Source organism: Rhodococcus qingshengii JCM 15477, assembly GCF_023221595.1.
GTDB classification, from domain to species: Bacteria; Actinomycetota; Actinomycetes; order Mycobacteriales; family Mycobacteriaceae; genus Rhodococcus_F; species Rhodococcus_F qingshengii.
Window position 1 is genome coordinate 234,952 of the sequence record NZ_CP096567.1, and the last position, 14,899, is coordinate 249,850.

The 14,899-nt window shown below is 62.9% G+C and carries 11 protein-coding genes and 3 pseudogenes; 6 read left to right on the forward strand and 8 right to left on the reverse strand.

Annotation, left to right across the window (positions count from 1 at the left end; genetic code table 11):
- Nucleotides 1-377: 377 nt before the first annotated feature.
- Both M0639_RS32180 and M0639_RS32185 read right to left on the reverse strand, forming a co-directional pair.
- Complete coding sequence (locus tag M0639_RS32180) at nucleotides 378-725, reverse strand: PAS domain-containing protein (protein ID WP_231915177.1); 348 nt, start codon at nucleotides 723-725, stop codon at nucleotides 378-380.
- 1,306 nt (nucleotides 726-2,031) lie between these two features.
- A pseudogene (locus tag M0639_RS32185) lies at nucleotides 2,032-2,316 on the reverse strand (IS30 family transposase); the annotation flags it as partial.
- An 83-nt stretch (nucleotides 2,317-2,399) separates the two neighbouring features.
- Between M0639_RS32185 and M0639_RS32190 the strand changes: the two are divergent.
- Complete coding sequence (locus tag M0639_RS32190; protein WP_248671248.1) at nucleotides 2,400-3,749, forward strand: IS30 family transposase; 1,350 nt, start codon at nucleotides 2,400-2,402, stop codon at nucleotides 3,747-3,749.
- Nucleotides 3,750-3,785: 36 nt separating this feature from the next.
- Here the strand turns inward: M0639_RS32190 and M0639_RS32195 are convergent, their stop codons facing one another.
- On the reverse strand, nucleotides 3,786-4,760 hold the full coding sequence (locus M0639_RS32195) for a LysR family transcriptional regulator (protein WP_042926698.1): 975 nt from the start codon (nucleotides 4,758-4,760) through the stop codon (nucleotides 3,786-3,788).
- Nucleotides 4,761-4,957: 197 nt separating this feature from the next.
- On the opposite strand from M0639_RS32195, the gene M0639_RS32200 reads away from it, so the two are divergent.
- The 3 genes from M0639_RS32200 (at nucleotide 4,958) to M0639_RS32210 (ending at nucleotide 7,821) form a co-directional block, all read left to right on the forward strand.
- Nucleotides 4,958-5,362, forward strand: a complete 405-nt coding sequence (locus M0639_RS32200; protein WP_003941837.1) for a hypothetical protein — start codon at nucleotides 4,958-4,960, stop codon at nucleotides 5,360-5,362.
- A 57-nt stretch (nucleotides 5,363-5,419) separates the two neighbouring features.
- Entirely contained in the window at nucleotides 5,420-6,286 is an 867-nt protein-coding gene (locus M0639_RS32205) for an alpha/beta fold hydrolase (RefSeq protein ID WP_058228533.1), read from the forward strand.
- A gap of 86 nt (nucleotides 6,287-6,372) precedes the next feature.
- On the forward strand, nucleotides 6,373-7,821 hold the full coding sequence (locus M0639_RS32210; RefSeq protein ID WP_064074848.1) for an aldehyde dehydrogenase family protein: 1,449 nt from the start codon (nucleotides 6,373-6,375) through the stop codon (nucleotides 7,819-7,821).
- Between the two features lie 104 nt (nucleotides 7,822-7,925).
- Here M0639_RS32210 and M0639_RS32215 read toward each other — a convergent pair whose 3' ends face one another.
- Both M0639_RS32215 and M0639_RS32220 read right to left on the reverse strand, forming a co-directional pair.
- A complete protein-coding gene (locus tag M0639_RS32215) occupies nucleotides 7,926-9,251 on the reverse strand; it encodes an ISL3-like element ISPfr2 family transposase (protein ID WP_064074849.1) in 1,326 nt (441 codons plus the stop codon).
- Nucleotides 9,252-9,883: 632 nt separating this feature from the next.
- Nucleotides 9,884-10,195 (reverse strand): putative quinol monooxygenase, encoded by a 312-nt coding sequence (locus M0639_RS32220; protein WP_003941073.1) that lies wholly within the window; start codon nucleotides 10,193-10,195, stop codon nucleotides 9,884-9,886.
- A gap of 108 nt (nucleotides 10,196-10,303) precedes the next feature.
- Between M0639_RS32220 and M0639_RS32225 the strand changes: the two genes are divergently transcribed.
- Both M0639_RS32225 and M0639_RS32230 read left to right on the forward strand, forming a co-directional pair.
- Complete coding sequence (locus M0639_RS32225; protein ID WP_058228536.1) at nucleotides 10,304-11,245, forward strand: GlxA family transcriptional regulator; 942 nt, start codon at nucleotides 10,304-10,306, stop codon at nucleotides 11,243-11,245.
- Nucleotides 11,246-11,632: 387 nt separating this feature from the next.
- Nucleotides 11,633-12,031: pseudogene (locus tag M0639_RS32230) on the forward strand (transposase); the annotation flags it as partial.
- A gap of 72 nt (nucleotides 12,032-12,103) precedes the next feature.
- Here M0639_RS32230 and M0639_RS32235 read toward each other — a convergent pair.
- The 3 genes and pseudogenes from M0639_RS32235 to M0639_RS32245 all read right to left on the reverse strand — a co-directional run.
- Nucleotides 12,104-12,247: pseudogene (locus M0639_RS32235) on the reverse strand (SRPBCC family protein); the annotation flags it as partial.
- 184 nt (nucleotides 12,248-12,431) lie between these two features.
- The gene (locus tag M0639_RS32240) at nucleotides 12,432-13,406 is read right to left on the reverse strand and encodes a helix-turn-helix domain-containing protein (RefSeq protein ID WP_003943380.1); all 975 of its coding nucleotides are present in this window, start codon (nucleotides 13,404-13,406) and stop codon (nucleotides 12,432-12,434) included.
- A 209-nt stretch (nucleotides 13,407-13,615) separates the two neighbouring features.
- Entirely contained in the window at nucleotides 13,616-14,809 is a 1,194-nt protein-coding gene (locus M0639_RS32245) for an alcohol dehydrogenase catalytic domain-containing protein (RefSeq protein WP_003943355.1), read from the reverse strand.
- Between the last annotated feature and the right edge of the window lie 90 nt (nucleotides 14,810-14,899).

A 14,899-nucleotide genomic window follows, 5' to 3' on the forward strand; every position in this document is an offset into this window, starting at 1 on the left:
GTGGCGGGGGATGTTTCAGGCCAGTGCGAGAATGAGTTTTCCAGTTCTGCCGCGGTCATGGGTTCTTTGTTCTCAGCAGTTTCGCCGGTCATGCATTCGCGCGAGCCGGTGGCCACGATCTTGAATCGTGCTTTGTCGAGGGCCCTCGAGACGGCTGGTTGTTCCGGCTGCATTTGTCAGGGGCGTAGCAGGATGTGGTCGAAGCGGGTTCGCACGGTGGAGGGACGGTGAAGTCGGTGGCTAAGCGTGCGAGGAGTGTTTCGGCGATGTCGCGGACTTTGATGTTGGTTTGTTGGGAGTGCCAGACGAGGACGTCGAAGGCTCGGTCGGTGGGGGATGGCGTAGATGGCCATGAGCATGCTTTCGGCTTATTCGATTTATTCGATCGCGCCGCGAGAGGCAGCGACGACGTCGTCGACGGTGTCGGAGACGGCCGCGTCGAGGGTGTTGGTGATGTCGATGTAGAAACCGGTACTGCCGACGATGGTTCCGTGGTCGTCGGTGATGCGGTCACCGACCACGACGACGGATCGGATGGTGCCGGCGGTGTCGATGATTCGGTGTCGGCTGCCGAACGCTCCGCCGGTGGTGCGGATCGCGTGCAGGGTGTGGGCGATGTGCGCTCGGTCGTCGGGATGTTTTTGGGAGAGAATTGGTTTGGTGGTGGGTGTGATGGCGGCGGGTTCGTAGCCGTGCACGCGGGCGACGGCTCCGACCATTCCCATCGGACGCCGTGGCGGTGGTAGCGGAACCCGCCGACTCGGTGCGGGGCACCGACTTTCGCTATCGGGCCTAATGATCCTTCGTCCGCCACCGACATTCGCATGCCCTTTCGATCCTGCATGTTTCTCATCCTCGCCTGTTCGAGGACGTTATATCGGATCCGACGGTTGAGGGCGACGCGTGGTCCCAGTTAGGAAGAGGTATTGGGCGAGGGCCGCGGAATGATGATTATCGTCTGTTCATCGGGTGTGCCCGACCATACCGAGTTGGGGAGGGTGGGGAAGCCGTGTGAGCGTTGATGTCTGTCGGGTGAAGTTTCTGCGGGAGTTGGGGCAGCTGTGTGTGCGTTTCCCGACGACCGGGTGTTGGTCGGTTCATACGAGGCGATCGTCGGTGGTGGCGACGATGTCGTGTTTGGATTGTTGATCCGTTTGGTGGGCCCGTCGGCTCCGGTGTGTGCGGATGCGTTGTGGGAGTGCGTGAGCGGGTTTCTTCGTGACCTGCGGCAGGTGGAGTTGTTCAGCGAACCGATCCAGTGGAGGGGGCCTGCGCGGGGGCGTTATTCGCGGTATACACAGCCTCCGGTGCGTCCGAACATCCGGCTGTAGATGACTCGACGTGAACTTCTACGAGTGTTGTTGCGGGCGCGGTCCTTTGTCCCGCGCGCACAAAAAGGAACGCTGCTCCAGTTGGAAGGGAACTCGTGGATGCAGCGTGCCGGTGGACCTGGGTTCGGGGTCGCAGGGCTGCCCCTCGTCATGCCGGGAGCGATCAGGGCGGCTGTTAAGTGGGGCCTGTGTCGGCTGCGTTCAGCTCTCGGGTAGACCAAACACTACGGACTGTTTTACGGTGTAGTTGCAGGGCTCAGTAGTGGAGCCCGGTGCGGCATGTGGGTCCCCGCGCTGTGTGTGCTCACACGGGACGTCTCACCTGGTGGAGTCCCGCCCGGCCATCGGCTCGTGGGGGCTCTACTTCAAAATGTACGCCGGGTTGAAGTGTCCGCAGGTTACGCAGACACCGGCCGGCGACGCATACTCCGCGCGTGTGGCCCTCCGGGTAATTAGCGGGTGGGTGGGAAGCCGTAGGTGATCCGCATGCGTGTCAGTGCTGCGATGTCGGACTCGGTCAGGTGTGCGCGGTGGACCATTGGGTGGCGAGGTCGTAGTGGCGTCGGCGCTGGGCTCGTTCGTCCTCGGTGAGATCTGCTGTGTGGGCTTCGTTCGACGGGTTGGGTCGGTGGTGAATCGCGCGAGGTATGCAGCCAGTGCGGCGGCGTTGCGTCGGTATCGGCTCGTCATGCGGGCGTATTCAACTGGTCGAAGCAACACGTTGCTGTTGAATTGATCGTAGGTGTTCGTCCCAGGCTTCAGCGGGGGTTCGCCATTGGAGTCGTTTCCGTGGTCGCGTGTTGAGAGCGTGTGCGACTGCCGCGAGATCGTCTGGGCTCCATCGCAAGAGATCAGTTCCCTTCGGAAAGTATTGGCGCAGTAGTCCATTCGCGTTCTCGTTGGTACCTCGTTGCCATGGGCTGTGTGGGTCGGCGAAGTAGACCTTCAGCCCGGTGTCGATGGTGAACTGGGCGTGTGCGGACATTCGGTGGACGCAACATTCGAGGTCAGGAGGGTGTTGTGGGTCGTCCATCGGATTGGGTGCGGGAAGTAACGGGCAGGGCTCCGATGAGGTCACCGGGAGCGCCGGGCCATCCTCGGTCGAAGGAACGGCAGTTTTGGGACCAGATCGCCACAGGCAAGCTTCCTCGTGAGGCAGCTGACGCTGTCGGCGTGGGACAGCCTGTGGGCCAGCGGTGGTTCCGGCACGCTGGCGGGATGACGCCGTATTCGTGGCCCGCGCCGGCAGGCAGGTACCTCTCTTTGGCAGAGCGTGAGGAAATCGCGATCCTGCACGCCACAGGCCATGGGGTGCGCGCGATAGCGGGTGCCATCGGGAGGAGCCCGTCGACGATCTCGCGGGAGCTGCGGCGTAACGCTGCCACGCGTGGCGGCAAGCTCGAGTACCGCGCCAGCGTTGCGCACTGGAAAGCCGAGTTGTTTGCTCGTCGCCCGAAGACCGCCAAGCTCGCGGCCAACGATCGGTTACGGCACTACGTCGAGGACCGACTCTCAGGCCAGATCACCAAGCCGGGCGGCGATGCGGTCGCCGGACCGTTCGAACGGCAATGGAAGGGCTTGAACAAGCCGCATCGTCAGGACCGCCGATGGGTGAAAGCGTGGAGCCCTGAGCAGATTTCGCACCGGCTACCGATCGATTTCCCGGATGATGAGTCCATGCGGATCAGCCACGAAGCCATCTACCAGTCCCTATTCATCGAGGGTCGCGGTGCGCTGCGCCGCGAACTCATCTTGTGCCTGCGCACCGGCCGCGCTCTTCGGATGCCACGCGCGAGAGCGAAACGCGTTGCCTGGGCCCATGTGACACCGGACGTACTCATCAGCGAGCGTCCCGAAGAAGCCGACGACCGTGCGATCCCCGGGCACCACGAAGGTGATCTCATCATCGGCACGGACAGGTCCGCGATCGGCACCGTCGTCGAGCGCACAACCGGATACACCACCCTCGTGCACCTGCCTCGGGAACAAGGGTGGCGACAGCAACCGATCACCAAGAACGGGCCGGCACTGTCGGGATACGGAGCGGTGTCGATGAACAGAGCGTTGGCACAGGCACTGGCGTCGATGCCCACCGAACTCAAACGCTCGCTGACCTGGGACCGAGGAAAGGAAATGTCCGCACACGCCCAGTTCACCATCGACACCGGGCTGAAGGTCTACTTCGCCGACCCACACAGCCCATGGCAACGAGGTACCAACGAGAACGCGAATGGACTACTGCGCCAATACTTTCCGAAGGGAACTGATCTCTTGCGATGGAGCCCAGACGATCTCGCGGCAGTCGCACACGCTCTCAACACGCGACCACGGAAACGACTCCAATGGCGAACCCCCGCTGAAGCCTGGGACGAACACCTACGATCAATTCAACAGCAACGTGTTGCTTCGACCAGTTGAATACGCCAGCCTGATCCTCAAGTGCGCGGCGAGACGTTACGAAGTGAGCTTGGCCGGAAAACGGTCGAGCAAGGAGGTCACACCTTCGACCGCGGGCATCCATGAATTCGGCACAGGGCGGGCTGTAGCAACGCTGCGAGCAGCCTCTACGAAGTCGCGAGTCAATAGAGAATCGACGTCTGATCGCCAACCGATAGATAACGGCGTTGGTGGTATGCCGGTGACAGGAACGAACGCTAGTCCTGGCCGAGAATAGAACCGCTGCGTCGATGCTTGCGAGAACGCGACGCCCTTCTTCGACAAGATCGCTTCGAAACACTCGTCGACCGTTGAAACCTCGGCTCCGAGCCGAACGTCATGCCCATCGCGAGAGCTCAGTGCGAGCCAGAAGTCACGCCACTCGTCGGTACTGCGACGAGCAACGAATGGCTGACCTGTGAGATCCTCGACACTGATCGAATCATGTTGCGCAAGAGGGGAGTCCGAGCTAACGACCAGCACTCGCGGTTCGATGAAAAGGGTGTCGAGCGCGAGCCAGTCCGCAACGACGACGGGCGGCCTGATGAACGCTACGTCCACCGTGCCGTCGCCTAGTCCGACGTAGGGGTCGGAGAAGTCGAACGATTGCATTTCCACCTCGACATCCGGGTGCATCGAGCGAAATGCCGACAGGATGTCCGGGGTCAGCTCAGCGGCAGCATTCGCCTGGAATCCGATCACGAGATTGCTGCGCGCACTGCGGCCGACTTGCCGGGTGAGCGACGCAATGCGCTCGGCATCCGAGAGTAGCTGACGGCTTCCTTCCAAGAGCCTCACCCCTGCCGGCGTCAGGGCCACATGACGGCTGTCACGAATGAACAGCGCTGTCCCCAGAGAGTGCTCAAGCTTTCGAATCTGAACACTCAGAGATGGTTGGGCGATATGGAGCCGTGCAGCCGCACGGCCGAAGTGCAGTTCCTCCGCCACCGCCACGAAGTACGACAGCGGCCTCAACTCCAGGGGTAAGCGCACATCGCCGATGCTATTCGGCCAGGTAGATGCACACCAATAGTTGTTTCCTATCGATCGGAAGGGTCATTGGTATTGGACGTACCCGTCGATTGTCGGTGTGATGGGTGTCATGTTCGCGACGGTGAAGCACTAGCAATCACCCTTCGATCATCCCCGTTCCAGAAATAATCCGGCACACAAGTCGACGAAGGAAAACAATGACTGCCACCATCACTCAGACCCCCCAGCAGTGGGCCGATGCGTTCGAGCAGGCCTCGGATCAGGATCCCGAAATCCAGGCGCACGGCAAGTACTTCACTTGTTCGTACCTCTTGGACATGGGCACACATACCTTCGTCGTCGAGATGACGACCGGCAAAGTACACGCCATCACGGTCGATCCCGGCCCCCTCGACCGCCCGTACCAGTTCGCCATCCGGGCCAGTGCCAAGACCTGGCAGGGGTTCGGCGTGCCCGTACCCGCGCCGATGTACCACGGGATCTGGGCTGCCTCATTCCAACGGGACATGAAGCTCGAAGGCGACGTGCTGGTTCTCATGCAGAACTTGCGGTGCGTGACACGCCAGATCGAACTGCTCCGCACTGTCGGTGTGCCGGTCTGATTCACCAGCGCCACCCAAACCAGTTCAAAATCTCCCCCCAACGAAGGAACCCTCGAGATGAGCAAGATTTCCCCGGTGACGGGACACTACGTCGACGTCGACGTCGACGGCCTGCTGTACAAGGTCTTCTACCTGGAGAACGGCACCGGTCAGCCCTTGGTGTGCCAGCACACCGCCGGGGCTCACAACCATCAGTGGCGCGGGCTGCTGGAAGACGAAGAGATCACCGCGAATTATCGCGTCATCGCCTACGACCTACCTCGACATGGAAAGTCCGATCCGCCGGAGAACACCGAGTGGTGGACCGAGGAATACAAACTCTCGGCTGACCACTACGCCAATTTCATCGTTGCACTCGTTGATGCGCTCGAACTCGAGAATCCGATCTTCATGGGATCCTCGTTCGGCGGCAACATCGCCCTGCAGCTTGCGCTGCGCAATCCGGATCGCTTCGCCGGCGTCATCCCTGTCGAAGGTGCCGACTACTCGCCTGGCTTCTACCTCGACTGGTGGCAGCACCCGCACGCGAACGCAGCGCAGGTGTGCGCCAGCGGCACGTGGGATCTCATGGCTCCCCAGTCACCGGAGGCAGATCGCTGGAAGACCTGGTTCTATTACACCCAGGGATCCGAAGCGTTCAAGGGCGACCTGCACTTCTACTCGGTCGATCACGATCTGCGCGACAAGCTCGCTCAGATCGACGGCGATCGCTGCCCCGTCGTGATGTTGACCGGCGACTACGACTACCTGACCACGCCGGAAGACAGCGCCCGAACGGCCGCGCAAATCAAGAACGCGCAGTTCATCGAGATGAAAGACATCGGTCACTTCCCGATGAGCGAGAACCACGCAGTCTTCCGCACCTACCTCATCCAAGCGCTCGAGATTCTCCAGAAGAACGCAGCCACCGCTGCATCCGTCTGACCTGTCCAGTACATCAACGCGCTCGCCGGCCACCGCAACAAGGGGGTCGGCGAGCAGTTGTTTGTACACTTCGAAGAGGAATACCGATGAGCATTAAACACTTTCCATTCCTGATCGCCGGCGAGGCGACGACGACCGATAGCCGTATCGAGATCCGCAATCCATTCGACGGTCGGATTGTCGCAACTGTGTCCGAGGCGGATCCGGTGCACATCGAGTCCGCGATCGCAGCTGCCTCGGCGGTGGCCACCGAATTCGCGAGTACACCCGTGCATATCCGCGCAGACGCTCTTATACACATATCAACGCGTCTGAACGACCGCCACGAGGAGATTGCCCAGCTCATCTCAGCCGAATCCGGCAAGCCAATCAAGTGGGCGCGTGTCGAGGTTACCCGCGCCGCTACCACCTTCCGGTGGGCAGCCGAGGAGGCCAGGCGCTGGAGTGGACACATGCAACGACTCGATACCGATGCAGGCTCGGACGGTCGTTTGGCTCTGGTTCACCGGGTCCCGCGCGGCCCCATCCTCGGGATCGCCCCGTTCAACTTTCCGCTCAACTTGGTCGCCCACAAAGTTGCGCCGGCGCTCGCCGTCGGTGCGCCGATCATCGTCAAGCCTGCGCCAGCGACACCGCTGTCGAGTCTGGTGCTCGGTGAGCTGCTGGCGGAAACGTCACTGCCAGAAGGCGCGTGGTCCGTGTTGACCGTCTCGAACGAAAAGGCTTCGGAGATGGTCCAGGATCCGCGTCTGCCGGTGGTCTCATTCACCGGTTCGGTTCCTGTGGGGTGGGCCATCCGCGATCGGGTGCCGCGAAAACACGTCACGCTCGAATTGGGAGGAAACGCCGCCGTCGTGGTGTGTGAAGACTGGTCCGATGAAGCCGGACAGGACTTCGCGGCCGAACGAATTGCGCGGTTCTCGATGTACCAAGCTGGTCAGTCCTGCATCGCGGTGCAGCGAGTATTCTTGCACGACAAGCACTACGAGAGCATGCGGCAACGGATACTGTCCTGGATCGGCATGTTGTCCACCGGTGCACCCGACGACGACGCTACCGATGTCGGTCCACTGATCGACGAGCGTGCTGCCGTGCGTGTGGAGCAGTGGATCGACGAGGCGGTGGCAGGCGGTGCGACCGTTCTCACCGGTGGCGGACGAGTGGGGGCCGTTGTCGAGCCCACCGTGATCGAGGACGCGCCCCGCGGCGCGCGGGTACTCGACGACGAAGTCTTCGGACCTGTCGTGGCGCTCTGCAAGGTCTCCTCGGACGAGGATGCGTTCGAGAAGGTCAATGAGTCTCGGTTCGGTTTGCAGGCAGGGGTTTTCACCTCAAACCTGCAGACCGCTTTTCGCGCCTCACGTGTTCTGAACGTCGGTGGAGTCATCGTCGGTGATGTCCCGAGCTACCGCGCCGATCAGATGCCGTACGGGGGCGTGAAGGACTCTGGGACAGGCAAAGAGGGAGTCCTTTCGGCAATGGAAGATCTCACTGAGGAGAAGGTGCTCGTTCTGACCGGCATCGACGTTCTGTAGAGCGGTGGTTGCCGTTGATCCACGCACGTGGTTCGTTCGTCCACGACATCAGCCGACGGCGTCTTCGCATGAACGCCTCAGATCATTTCTGCCGGTTTGGAGGCTCATCCCAATCGGGGGTGTAGGAGTTGGGGTCTGAAGCCGCCGGTCTCGAGCAGGCTTCGGGCGATGTAGTTGGTCAGGTTGCGGAACCCGAGTGCGGAGCCGCGCAGGTGTTCGAGCCGTCCGTTGAGCGCCTCGGTCGGCCCGTTGCTGGTGCCGGGTCGTTCGAAGTAGGCGAGCACGTCAGCGGCTCGCTTCTTCAGGGTCCGGCCCAGGGTGGTGAGCTCGGTGAGCACCTTGGGGACGCCGGCGCTGAGGTCGGTGATCAGCTTCTCCATGAGCTCGCGGCCACGTTGCCGGTCCTCGTGGCGATAGGCGGCGATCATGCGCTGGTAGACACCCCAGGTCGCCTCGACCTCGACGTGAGCGTCATCAACGAACAGCGCGCGTAGCCTGTCGCTCTGCTTGTCGGTGAGCAGGTCCGCGCCGGTGTGCAGCGTGCGCCGCGACTTGTAGAGCGGGTCGTCCCTGAACCCACGGTGCCCGTGGATCGCGAGTTGGACCCGGCGCCGGCACCTGTCGAGGGCGTCACCGGCCAGGCGCACGACGTGGAAGGGATCCATCACCGTGACCGCGTCCGGGATCTCCTCTGCAGCGGCGGTCTTGAACCCGGTGAAGCCGTCCATCGCGACCACCTCGACCGCGTCACGGAAGGCGTCGTCGCGGTCGGCGAGCCAGGTCTTGAACGCCGCCTTCGACCGGCCCTCGACCATGTCCAGCAGCCTTGCTGGGCCGGCGCCATCGCGGACCGGGGTGAGGTCGATGATCACGGTGACGTACTTGTCGCCACGCCTGGTGTGGCGCCAGACGTGCTCATCGACGCCAATGACCTTCACGCCCTCAAACCGCGTGGGGTCGTTGATCAGCAGCCGCTTGCCTTCAGCCAGGACCGCGTTGTTGGCGGTGTCCCACGCGACCCCGAGTCCCTCGGCGACACGGGCGACGGTGAGGTGTGCGACCACGATCCCTTCCAGCGCCCACCGCAGCCCGGTGCGCGAGAGCTTCGCGCGTGGCTCCGCCGCGGCGCTGGTGTCTTGGCGCCACACGTGTCCGCAGTCGGCACAGCGGTAGCGGCGCACTACAACTTCCAGCACGGTCGGTCGCCAGCCCAGCGGCTCGTGGGCCAACCGCCGGATCACGGTGTCACGAGCAGCGCCTTCGCTGCCGCACCGTCGGCACCACTGATCTGGTTCCACCACGCGGCACGCGAGGACCGCACGATCCGGTTCAAGTCGTTGTCCGGTCACGCTCAGACCGAGGCCGTCGAGTCGAGCGAAGGCGGTCAGGTCAGGGCGGCCGAAGCCGGCCAGCGGGGTAGCGTCGGACACGTCGAGGTCTTTCGGATGGATGGCGTAGGAACCTCCGTCGTCGGGAGACCTCGACGTCTATCTGCGGACCGACGCGCCCGGCCGACCTACACCGTCATCTGAGAAGACCCCTGAAACGTCTTCGACGACGACGGGACCGGCGAGGAGGAGGGCGCGGTGAGCTAAAGGAATGGAGCTTGCTCGGCTTCGACGCCGCCGCAAGCTCCGGTGAAACGGTCGGTACTGGTCGGTCGTCGTCGGTCACCACCGGATGACGGCGTCCCCCACGCTCGGCGTTTGCGCAGTTCAGCGGCTCGTTCGCCCAGTGGGCGCATCAAGCGATAGACGCAAAGCCGACGTGATTAGGTCGTCGGTTCGATTCCGACAGGCGGCTCCGGCGAACAGCCCCTGACCTGCGGAAACGCAGGGCAGGGGCTGTTCGGTTCTGGTGGTCGCGCGATGCGCTGGCCTCACGGCTCTGCCCGACACCGACGTCGCTCTCCTCTGCGACGGACCCCTCGCCGGCTGAGCGCTCGCGGCCGGCATCCTGTCCGTGTGCCGATAGGCCTCGTACCGCTCGGCAACGCAGCGTGGCGTTGCGTCGCGACCTGGCGACGGCTCGGCGGGGCGCGATCGTCTCGTGCGTTGGCGGACTACGGGAGCTTGGACGCGAGGACGTCGGCCGCCAGGATCTCGGGTGCTGCGCCGAGGAGGTGCTGGTTGGCCATCAGGGCTGCGACGATGGCGCCGTTGGCGTGGGCGTCGCGAGCGGCCTCGTCGGGGAATGCATCGAAGATCCAGAAGGTGTCGGCGTGGGTCCTGACCGCGAACCAGACAATCGTTCCTACTTCTTCGTTGGCGAGCGCGACAGCGCCGGCGAGCAGATCGGCGAGCGCGTCGTGCTGTCCATCGGCCGCGACGATCTTGGCGACGAAGGCATACGGAAGTGATGCGGGTGTGGACATGAGGGGTTCTCCTAGGTGTCGAGGTTTCTTGGTGAAGCGAGTTCAGCGTATGACGAGCAAGGGCATGTGAGAAGTGGCGTATACGGCAGTATTGCTATTGTTCGCGCCATGCGTATCGGACTGATCGCGATCGACGGCTGCTTCGGTTCGGCTGTCGCGTCGGTCATCGACATCGTGCGGGTGGCCGACGGAGCCCGCGGTGATGTCGACCCGCGGATCGACCCGATCGAACTCGCCATCCTCGGACCGAAACGGAGAGTGACCACGACGGCATCGATGACCCTGTCGGTGGACCACCCGCTGTCGGAGTCCGCAGAGTTCGACGTGGTCGTCGTCCCTGCGCTTGGAACCCTCACGGCCGTCGCTACCAACGACGCCCTCCAGAGCCGAGATGCTCGTTCGGTCATCGCCTCGCTCGGGCGCCTCGACGACGCGACCACCCGGATCGCCGCGGCGTGCACCGGCGTGTTCGCTGTCGCCGAGACCGGACGGCTGCATCATCGGCGGGCGACGACCAGCTGGTTCCTGGGGCCGGAGTTCCTGAAGCGCTATCCGACCGTCGCCCTCGATCTCGACACCATGGTCGTGGTCGACGGGAACCTCGTCACCGCCGGCGCCGCGTTCGCCCACATCGACCTCGCGCTCTCACTCGTGCGATCGATCAGCCCCGACCTGGCCCAACATGTCGCCAAGCTCCTCATCATCGACGAGCGTCCGTCGCAGGCGGCCTTCGTCGCCTACGAACATCTCCGGCACGAGGACCCGATCGTCGTCGAGTTCGAACGCTTCGTGCGCGCCCGCCTGGACGAACCGTTCAACGTCGCCTTCGTCGCGCAGTCGCTCGGCACCAGCCGGCGCACCCTCGAACGACGAGTCCGTGCGGCGCTCAACCTCACTCCGCTCGGCTTCGTCCAACGGCTTCGCATCGAACGAGCTCGGCACCTCTCAGCAACCACGGACCTCACCTCCGCCGAGATCGCGCTACGGGTCGGCTACGCGAACGCCGAGACTCTGCGCTCCCTCCTGCGTAGGGAGCGACGCCGTTCCTGACCTATCGCCATGCCTGTAGCCGGTGTCCTAGTGCTCGACTGGAACCACCTCTCAGCACGTCGCGTCGACGCTCCTGCGTCGCCCCTGGACGACCCACTCGACACGCCCGCAGCACAGGCCATGTGACGTGTCCCGGCTTCCCGGACGGTCGGGGTTGGGTGCTGTGATGTCGCTGCGTTCTCGTAGAGGGGGTCAGCAGACTCGATCAGGGTCGATTGGGATGAGACGCGAAGGCGGTCAGGTCAGGGCGGCCGAAGCCGGCCGGCGGGGTAGCGTCGGTCACGTCGAGGTCTTTCGGATGGATGGCGTAGGAACCTCCATCGTCGGGAGACCTCGACGTCTACCTGCGGACCGACGCGCCCGGCCGACCTACACCCTCATCTGGGAAGAGCCCTCAAACCCGTCTACACGGCTCCGTCGGAGCAGGCCGCGCTCGACCGATTCGCAGAGTTCAGTGACAAATGGGAGAAACGCTATCCCGCGATCATCAGGCTCTGGACTAACGCCTGGGCTGAGTTCGTGCCGTTCCTACAATTCGACAACGCCATCCGGCAGGTCATTTACACGACCAACGCCGTCGAGAGTGTCAACGCTCGAATCCGCAGGGCTGTCAAGGCCCGTGGACACTTTCCGACCGAGGCCGCGGCCTTGAAATGCGTGTATCTGGCCATCATGAGCCTCGATCCCAAAGGCACCGCCCGCCAACGCTGGTCCAACCGATGGAAGGCAGCACTGAATGCCTTCGAGATAACGTTCGACGGACGGCTGTCTGCCGGACGAAAGTAGTTAGAAACCAATCAATTACACCGTTTTCTGGACAGACCCGCGAGAAGTGCGACAGCCCACCAGGACTGCGAGGCCTGCGTCCGATTTCCACGCGATGCGTTCGTCCGGGTGCTGTTCGGTGATGGTGGCGTCGAATTCTCGTGTTTGTCCGGCTATTTCGAGGATCCACTGTGTGTGCACATCGTCGGTTTGTCGAATTTCCCGTACTCCGGACATGAAGTGCAGGTCGGGACGGTCCGTGTTCAGATGATGAGGTTCGAAGCGTTTCGTTTTCAGACTCGCAATTGGGGTCAGGTTTCTGGCCACATGTCGTATGCGGGCCATGATTCGCCCGAGCCGGTCGTTGTTGACCCGTCCGGCGGCCTCGTTGAGCTGTAGAGCGGATATGTGCAGTGCGTTGTCAATCGAGGCGTTCTCGGTGTTCGTTGGGTGTCATGCCGGTGGTGTCGCGGAACGCTCGGTAGAAGGTGCGGGGGTCGGAGAATCCTGTTTGTCGAGCGATGAGGGAGACGGGCCGGGAAGGGTATTTTCGTAGTAGGTGCTGGGCGGACTGGATGCGCGCTGCGCGGAGATATCCCATGACTGTGTGGTCGGTTCCCTGGAACAGGCGGTAGAGGCTGCGGCGGGAGAGTCGCATCGCGGTGGCGATGCGTTCGGCGTCGAGGTCGGGGTCTGCAAGGTGGGCATGGATGTAGGCCAGAACCTGATCTCGTCGTAGGAAGGCGGGTATTTCGGCGGCAGAGCGAACCGGTGTGACGAGACTCAGTAGTGATGTGGCCAGTGAGGAGGCGTGAGTCTCGAGCTGTGCGGCGCCGTGGGGATCGCTGTCTTGGTGTTGGGCCAGTTGGGTGAAAAAGGCTGCGACGGCGGACATCGCTCCTGCACAGCTCATGGTCGTGGCCAGGATGTCTGTGGTCCGGTCGATGCCGGCGAGCGCGAAGGCTCGATCGGCGGGCACCTTGACGATGACCTGTTCGTAGGGTGCATCGGCGCGGAAAGCGAAGGGCAGGGAACTGTCGTAGATGACCATTGATCCTGGCGGGACTACTGCAGTGTGTCCGGCCTGTTCGATGACGCAACTTCCGCGCGTCTGGAATGTGGCGAACAGATACTCGTCCTGTTCCCGCCCTTGGGCGATTCGGCTGCGATTGCGGTGTGTCTGCTCGGCGGTGGCTCGTTTCGTGGACAGAGTGAAGTTCGTGTATCGGCCGAGACGGACATCGCCGTAGAAGTCGGGGTCGGCGGGGTCGGTGCTGACGTCGACGTAGGCATGGCGCCGGGCCTCTCGCCAGTAGTCGATGACACCGTCGTCCGGCGCCCGCGAGGTCGACAACGTTTCGAAGTGTGGCAATGAGGGCTCGTCTGCATCAGCCATGGCCGGATCACCTGCCTTACGGATACCACTGAGTTTACTGAGCCGCGCGGGAAAGTCCTGCGGGTCGGGAGAGAGCGAGCCGGCCCTGTGTCCGCCAGTCGGGGGGCGATCACAGGGCCGGAAATCTACGCGTGCTGCAAAACGCTCAGGCCGTGAGCATTCCGTGCTGTATTATGCTCAGACCGTGAGCTTTCCGTGCTGGATCGTGCTCAGGCTGGAATCATTCCGTGTGGGTCGATGATGAACTTGCTCGATGACCCCTGATCGAAGGTCTCGTAGGCGGCGGGTGCTTCGTCGAGGCCGATGACCTTGGTGTTGAGCATTGCGCTCAGATACGGCATGCGGTCCCACAGGATCGACATCATCAACTCGCGGTTGTAATGCATGATCGGTGCCTGCCCCGCGGACAGGCGCGGTGACTTGATCCAGGCCTTGCCGAATTCGAGCGGGAAGATGCCTTCCTGTTCGGCCTTTGTCGGTGCCAGAGGGTCGGGGCCGTAGACGCCGATGACGCCGGTGGCGCCGCCGGCACGGGTGGCTTCGAGGACGTCGTTGATGGCACCTGCCGGCTGAGGCTGATTGGACTCCGAGCCGATGCCGTGTGCTTCGGAGCCGACATAGTCGACGCCACAATCGACTTCGCGCTCACCGAGGATGGCCTCGATCTGGTCGGGCAAGGGGATGTCCTGGCTCAGGTCGATGGTCTCGCAGCCGTTGTTCTTGACCAGGTCGAGTCGGTCCTGATAGTAGTCGCCGACGATGATGCAGGATGCGCCGAGAAGGCGTGCTGCTGCTGCGCCGCAGCGTCCGACCGGCCCGGCGCCGGCGATGTACACCGTTGAACCTGGTTTGGCCCCTGCCTCGATGAGTCCGTGAAAGGCGGTGGGAAGGATGTCCGAGAGCAGGGCAAGATCGAGGATCTTGTCCATGGCCTGGTCCTTGTCCGGGAAACGGAGGAGTTGGAAGTCCGCGTACGGGACGAACAGGTATTCGGCTTGTCCGCCCACCCAGTCGCCGAGATTGAAACCGTATGCGCCGCAGGAGACTGCAGGATTGACGGTTTCACAGACATCTGTGCGGCGAGCTTTACAGTTGCGGCATCGTCCACAGGCGACGTTGAAGGGGACCGAGACGAGATCGCCTTCTTTGAGGAACTCCACGTCGGAGCCGACCTCGATGATCTCTCCGGTCATCTCGTGGCCCATGACCATACCCTGGGGGACGGGGAAGGACCCTCGGTAAATGTGCAGGTCGCTGCCGCAAATGTTGGTAGCGACGATTTTCAGGATGACGCCGTGGGGCGCTTTTCGTCCGTTCGGCATCTCCAGCTTGGGGAAGTCGAGTTTCTCGACCTTCATGGTGCCGGGGCTCTCGAACACCACTGCGCGGTTGCTGTCTGCCATGCTGTCGCTCCTAACCTGGGGGATCCCTGCACGCTGCGATTCGGGACCCGGTTGTGGTGGCGTGGCCACCGGGGGACCTTTCGAACGTAT

Excerpts from the sequence above, each read along its gene's own strand:
- M0639_RS32180 (WP_231915177.1), bottom strand. The coding sequence starts at position 725 with ATGGGAATGGTCGGAGCCGTCGCCCGCGTGCACGGCTACGAACCCGCC.
- M0639_RS32190 (WP_248671248.1), top strand. The coding sequence starts at position 2,400 with ATGAGGTCACCGGGAGCGCCGGGCCATCCTCGGTCGAAGGAACGGCAG.
- M0639_RS32200 (WP_003941837.1), top strand. The coding sequence starts at position 4,958 with ATGACTGCCACCATCACTCAGACCCCCCAGCAGTGGGCCGATGCGTTC.
- M0639_RS32205 (WP_058228533.1), top strand. The coding sequence starts at position 5,420 with ATGAGCAAGATTTCCCCGGTGACGGGACACTACGTCGACGTCGACGTC.
- M0639_RS32210 (WP_064074848.1), top strand. The coding sequence starts at position 6,373 with ATGAGCATTAAACACTTTCCATTCCTGATCGCCGGCGAGGCGACGACG.
- M0639_RS32220 (WP_003941073.1), bottom strand. The coding sequence starts at position 10,195 with ATGTCCACACCCGCATCACTTCCGTATGCCTTCGTCGCCAAGATCGTC.
- M0639_RS32225 (WP_058228536.1), top strand. The coding sequence starts at position 10,304 with ATGCGTATCGGACTGATCGCGATCGACGGCTGCTTCGGTTCGGCTGTC.
- M0639_RS32240 (WP_003943380.1), bottom strand. The coding sequence starts at position 13,406 with ATGGCTGATGCAGACGAGCCCTCATTGCCACACTTCGAAACGTTGTCG.
- M0639_RS32245 (WP_003943355.1), bottom strand. The coding sequence starts at position 14,809 with ATGGCAGACAGCAACCGCGCAGTGGTGTTCGAGAGCCCCGGCACCATG.